General features: G+C 53.4%; 5 protein-coding genes and 1 tRNA gene. 2 read left to right on the top strand and 4 right to left on the bottom strand.

Going from position 1 to position 5,231, the window contains the following annotated elements:
• Window positions 1-222 precede the first annotated feature (222 nt).
• Window positions 223-2,145, bottom strand: coding sequence for a DUF342 domain-containing protein (locus C814_RS17560; RefSeq protein ID WP_016316754.1), 1,923 nt, complete (start codon window positions 2,143-2,145; stop codon window positions 223-225).
• 233 nt (window positions 2,146-2,378) lie between these two features.
• Here C814_RS17560 and C814_RS17565 point away from each other — a divergent pair, with 233 nt between their 5' ends.
• A complete protein-coding gene (locus C814_RS17565; protein WP_016316755.1) occupies window positions 2,379-3,053 on the top strand; it encodes a redox-sensing transcriptional repressor Rex in 675 nt (224 codons plus the stop codon).
• 55 nt (window positions 3,054-3,108) lie between these two features.
• Here C814_RS17565 and rsmA read toward each other — a convergent pair whose 3' ends face one another.
• Window positions 3,109-3,957, bottom strand: a complete 849-nt coding sequence (gene rsmA, locus C814_RS17570; protein WP_016316756.1) for a 16S rRNA (adenine(1518)-N(6)/adenine(1519)-N(6))-dimethyltransferase RsmA — start codon at window positions 3,955-3,957, stop codon at window positions 3,109-3,111.
• A 199-nt stretch (window positions 3,958-4,156) separates the two neighbouring features.
• On the opposite strand from rsmA, the gene C814_RS17575 reads away from it, so the two are divergent.
• Window positions 4,157-4,648, top strand: a complete 492-nt coding sequence (locus C814_RS17575; RefSeq protein WP_016316757.1) for a deoxycytidylate deaminase — start codon at window positions 4,157-4,159, stop codon at window positions 4,646-4,648.
• 194 nt (window positions 4,649-4,842) lie between these two features.
• Here C814_RS17575 and C814_RS17580 read toward each other — a convergent pair.
• Window positions 4,843-4,918, bottom strand: a tRNA-Val gene (locus C814_RS17580).
• 133 nt (window positions 4,919-5,051) lie between these two features.
• Window positions 5,052-5,231, bottom strand: a 180-nt coding sequence (locus tag C814_RS24410; RefSeq protein ID WP_207637139.1) for a hypothetical protein, incomplete at its 5' end; no start/stop codon positions are given.

Genomic DNA, 5,231 nt, shown 5'->3' on the forward strand with positions numbered 1-5,231 from the left:
ATGTGGTATCATTGGCCATCAGGACGGGAGCAGGCTGTGCCTGCGTATCGTTCTGGCCATCGTTTTGGTATAATAGCTGTTTTGCAGCTATTATACCACAGAAATCCGCGATTGCAAACGGATTTTGCTCAAAAACCAACAATCAGGCGGCTAACATACATTAACCGCCTGATTTAGCCGATTTTGCAGAAAAACCCACTGTTTTCAGCCCTTTTATCAAGGTCAACAGGTGCCGATCACGACCTCGTCCTCCCAATAATAAATGTTGCATTTATAGTAGGTAGAGGTTACAACGATGCTTGCTGAACCGATCGAGATGCTGGTTCCCGAATAGAGCACATCGCAGCGGATCCTCCCTTTGTTCGAGTTGTGGATGATCTCGCAGACCTCCCCAAGCTCGCTGAGCTTTTGCCGCTCCTTCATTTGCAGCAACGGCTTTTCCAGACGGAGCTTTCCCAGAATTCTGGTACGGTCCTCATCCAAAGATTTCTGGCGTTTGAGAAATTCGAGATCCTTCAGCACCTCCCGCAGCCGCTTCTGAATGTCTGCAACCTGCTGTTCCAGATCCCGCTGCTTTTCAACGATCTGAGGGGTGCTCCCAATCACAAATTTGGTGTACCGGTTAGAACCGTTGCCAATCAGTTTGGCCTCGACATTGCGGATGACCGCAAGCTGGCCTCCAATAATGGTGCCGCGCCCGGTAGTAACATGTAAACTCCCGCCGCATGAGACATTCGACCAGAGGATCGAACTGGCGTAGATGTCCCCGGCCGCGATTACCTCGCAGTTCTCGATGAAGTTGCTGCGGATATCTCCCTGCGCTTCCAGCCTGCCGGTCAGATTCCCGTTGATCCCTTTGCCGAGCGTGATGTTTTTTTTGGCATAAATCTGCGCGCTCTCAACCATCCCGCGCACCTCAACCGAGCCGGTGGAACGGATGACCAGCCCTTCACAGACATCTCCATAGATCAGGATGTCCCCTGAATGTTCGAGATTGCCCATTGAGTAATCGACATCCCCATTGATGACCAACAGGGTCTTGACCAAAAAATGGTTATTTTCGAAGGTGAGATAGCCATCAATCGCCGAGACGAGCATGGAACCGTCGGATGAGACCTGCGTATTTGGGATTTTGGGCATCATAACCGGTTTTGCGGTCTTCCCGCGCACCGGGCCTCCCTGCACATTGATCCCCATCTGCATCTCTACCGGGGGGATTGCCCGGAAAAGCGGCGTCCCCTTTACAACGCGGGTAATCTGGTTGATGCTATGGTAGACGTTCTGTTCCTCATCGTTTTCCTCTTCGAGCTTGACCGTCATCTCCCGGCAGTTTTCCAGCCTGCCGTCGATTCCGTCAACCGGAGGCTGGCCTTTCGCGATCGGAAGCAGTTTGAAATACATCCGCTTGGATACTGCCTGAAGGATGAGGTCACGGTTGATTCCAAAGTTGACGCCCATGCTTTCCAACCGCGCATCGACCGCATCTACGGTCATTTCCATCCCACCGTTGAGCGGAGGGAATGCAAACATCCAGACGGTCATGACATCCTTGGACAGCCAGAAATAAAGCAGGGCATTTTTATTGGATTCCCCTTCGTCGAGCTGTTTATGCGCCCGGCGTACCTGTGCAGCCTGCTGGAGCTCGGTCATCATATGGTCCCGCTCATTCTCTTTCGAGCTTTCCGGAAGGCGATCGGATTGTCCGGCTTCTTCCGATGCGGCATCCCCTTCGCTGCCTTCTGGACTTTCGGATTGTTCCGCAGGCTCGATCTCGGAAAACGGGTCATATGTCTGCCCTTGTATTCTATATGCCAGCACCCACTGCTGCCAGAGGTCCAGAATGCCATCCCCGGTACTGTCCTCCAGCCATGCAGTTTGCTTCGCATCGCTGATGACCGAAGCCTGCTGCGCGAATGTGGGTTCGGAGGCGTCCTCCTCGTCCGGCTCGTCTTCGCCGGACTTTTCCGCTCCATCCCGCCCGGGTTTCGGCTTTCGCTTCTGCTGGCTCTTCAGCCAGAGACGGTAGAGCAGGGTTTGGGTTTTGTCTCCGTCATTGGCGCTGGCCTGTTTGCGGCTTTCCTGCGTCTCCTGATCCTGTTCATCCAGTTCCGGCTCCAACACCTGAGTCTCTTTCTCCGGATCCATTCTTGCTTCACCTCCTATCCTCTATCCCTATTTTACTATATTTGAATCAGAATTACCATATCATGCATAAATTTTGGACAGAATTTTTTCGCTTATTTTTCTCATTTATCCCAAAAGCACACGGTTGCTTTTTATTTGACAATTCCCGTAACCTGTTATAATATTATCATATTGTACAGATTTTCTACAGGTTTTTACCTGCTATTTGATTTTTTAGTAAAGGTTGTGGTCTTATGCCAAAAAATGAAGGGGTTTCCCGCTCGGTGGTAAGACGTCTCCCCAGATATTACCGGTTTTTGGGTGATCTTTTGAAAAAAGATGTGACCCGCATCTCTTCCCGTGAACTTGCGCAGCTCATGCAGCTCACCGCGTCGCAAATCCGGCAGGATTTGAACTGCTTTGGCGGATTCGGTCAGCAGGGATATGGTTATAATGTAGCGGCGCTCCATAAGGAGATCGCCAACATCATGGGGCTGAACAAGCTGAATGGCACGATCCTGCTGGGCGCGGGCAACCTTGGGCGCACAATCGCAAAGCATATGCATTTCGAATCGAGTGGGTTCCGGCTCGAAGGGATATTTGACGTCAACCCCCAGATCATCGGGCAGGCGCTCAATGGGCTGGTGGTTCAGGATGTAGCCGGGCTTTCCGCTTTTTGCGAAGCCCACCGCCCGCGCGCTGCAATCCTGTGCATCCCCAAAGAGGTCGCCTATGACTGCGCAAAAGAACTGATGGCGCTGGGCGTCAACTGTTTCTGGAATTTCTCCCATTACGACCTGACCCTCAACTTTGAAGGGGCAGTGGTGGAGAATGTCCACCTCGGAGACAGCTTGATGACACTCTGCTATCAGATCAATGCCTATTACGCGGATGAGGAAGCATCCGGCCTATCCGGAAAAGCAAAATAGTCCCTTTCCCGCTGGCCGGAGGCTGCGGGTTTGCGTCCATCGCCGGAAATCCTGCTCAAAGAAGACTGCGCGCGATCGACGCGAACTGCTCCAGATCAAGCTGTTCTGCCCGCGCGCTGGATGGGACCCCTGCCCGTATGAGCAGGCTGTCCGCCTCAGCCTTGGGAATGCCAAGCCCGCCCGAAAGGCAGTTCAGCAGTGTTTTTCTGCGCATAGAGAACGCTGCTCTGACCACCCGGAAAAATGCTTCGGGTGGTGCGTCCACCGCCGGGTTGGGCAGCACATCCAGCCGGATCACTGCCGAATCCACATCAGGAGCGGGCAGGAACGAACCGCGGGACACCTGGAACAGCAGCTTTGGCTCGCTGTAGTACCGCACTGCAATACTGACTGCACCGACCTCCCGCGTGCCGGGCCGGGCGCAAAGCCGCTGGGCCGCCTCTTTCTGCACCATAACGGTGATCGACCGGATGGGAAGCCGCTGTTCAAGCAGGCGCATGATAACCGGCGAGGTGATGTAGTAGGGAAGGTTGGCGCAGACCGCCACTTGCATCCCTGCAAATTTTTCGGCAACCAGGGCGGAAAGGTCGACCTGCATCACATCAGCGTTGACGATCTCAATGTTGTCATAGCCGGCAAGGGTCTCGTCCAGCACTGGCAGCAGCCGGGTATCGATCTCGACGCAGACCACCTTATCCGCCCGTTTGGCCAGCTCGGCGGTAAGCACCCCGATTCCTGCGCCAATCTCAAGCATCCCGACTCCGGGGCCGGCTCCGCCCAGTTCGGCCATCCGCGGGCAGACCGCCGGGTTGATCAGGAAGTTCTGTCCCAGTGATTTGGAAAAGGTAAACCCGTGTCGGGACAGCACATCCCGGATCACGCCGATGTTGGAAAGCTGCTCCATAAAACTCCTCTGTCGCAGCATCTGCTGCGGCTTCTTGTAAAATTCACCAAGATTGGCTGGTTCTATTATAATGCATCCAGGACAAAGTCGCAAGCCTTGTCCGGATACAGCGGCTTTGCGGAACGCAGGTCCTCTTGGAGCGGCCTTAAAACAGTCCGCTCCATTTTCAGAGATTGATAATATAAAGGAAGTGTTCTATATGACAAGACGTGATAAAGCAAACTATTATCTTGATATTGCCGAAACAGTGGCCGAGCGCGGCACCTGCCTGCGCCGCAATTTTGGGGCGATCATCGTAAAAAATGACCAGATCGTTTCGACTGGCTATGTCGGTGCACCCCGTGGGCGCGAAAACTGCTCTGATCTTGGTTATTGCACCCGTGAAAAGCTCAATATCCCGCGGGGGCAGCGGTATGAACTCTGCCGGTCGGTGCACGCCGAGATGAACGCGATCATCCACGCTTCCCGCGTGGATATGCTTGGAGCCACCCTTTATCTGGTCGGCAGGGAGGTCAGCGACGGCAGCTATGTCCAGAACGCCAGCCCCTGTTCGATGTGTGCACGCCTGATTATCAACGCGGGGATATCCACGGTGGTGGTGCGGGACACGCGGGACGCTTATCGAGTGTATGATGTCAACGAAGCGTGGGTGGAACAGGACGAGTCTCTCAGCGGCCTCTCCAATTATTGAGAGATGGAAAGTCAATGTCATTCCCGATCCACTTTATAAAAGCGGCGAGGTTGAACGGGAGGCGGCGCCCCGCCGCTGACCGGGTGGGGCGCTCCCTTAAAAGCGGTACAACAGACATCCATGCGTTGGCCCCATGCAGAGTTTTTTTAGACAACAAAAAAATGCCGCCCGGACTATTGCCCGAACAGCACCCCTGGTGGACGGTAACGGGTTCGAACCGCTGACCCCCTGCACGTCAAGCAGGTGCTCTACCAGCTGAGCTAACCGTCCTTATTTTTTGTATCTGTCTCGCTGACGACGTTTGTTATTATATAACACTTGTCCGGAAAAATCAAGAGGAAAATACAAAAAATTTTAAAAAAATTTTATAGATCGGAAAAGTGCCCCGGGAAAAGGGCACTTTTTATGCAAATCTGTCAAATATTGCCCTGTGAATCCCGGCAAAATGGAGAAGAAAAGGGTTGTTCAACCAAAGCGGAATGTGATATAATAGCTGCGAACCAGCTATTATATCATTACTTATGGCCAGAACGATCCGCGGGCATCCGCCCGCTTCCGTTCGGATGGCCGATTCAGCCAAACC

It is taken from the genome of Anaerotruncus sp. G3(2012) (assembly GCF_000403395.2).
Lineage (GTDB): Bacteria > Bacillota > Clostridia > Oscillospirales > Ruminococcaceae > Anaerotruncus.

Coding starts and splice junctions, on each gene's coding strand:
- C814_RS17560 (WP_016316754.1), bottom strand. CDS start 2,145: ATGGATCCGGAGAAAGAGACTCAGGTGTTGGAGCCGGAACTGGATGAA.
- C814_RS17565 (WP_016316755.1), top strand. CDS start 2,379: ATGCCAAAAAATGAAGGGGTTTCCCGCTCGGTGGTAAGACGTCTCCCC.
- rsmA (WP_016316756.1), bottom strand. CDS start 3,957: ATGGAGCAGCTTTCCAACATCGGCGTGATCCGGGATGTGCTGTCCCGA.
- C814_RS17575 (WP_016316757.1), top strand. CDS start 4,157: ATGACAAGACGTGATAAAGCAAACTATTATCTTGATATTGCCGAAACA.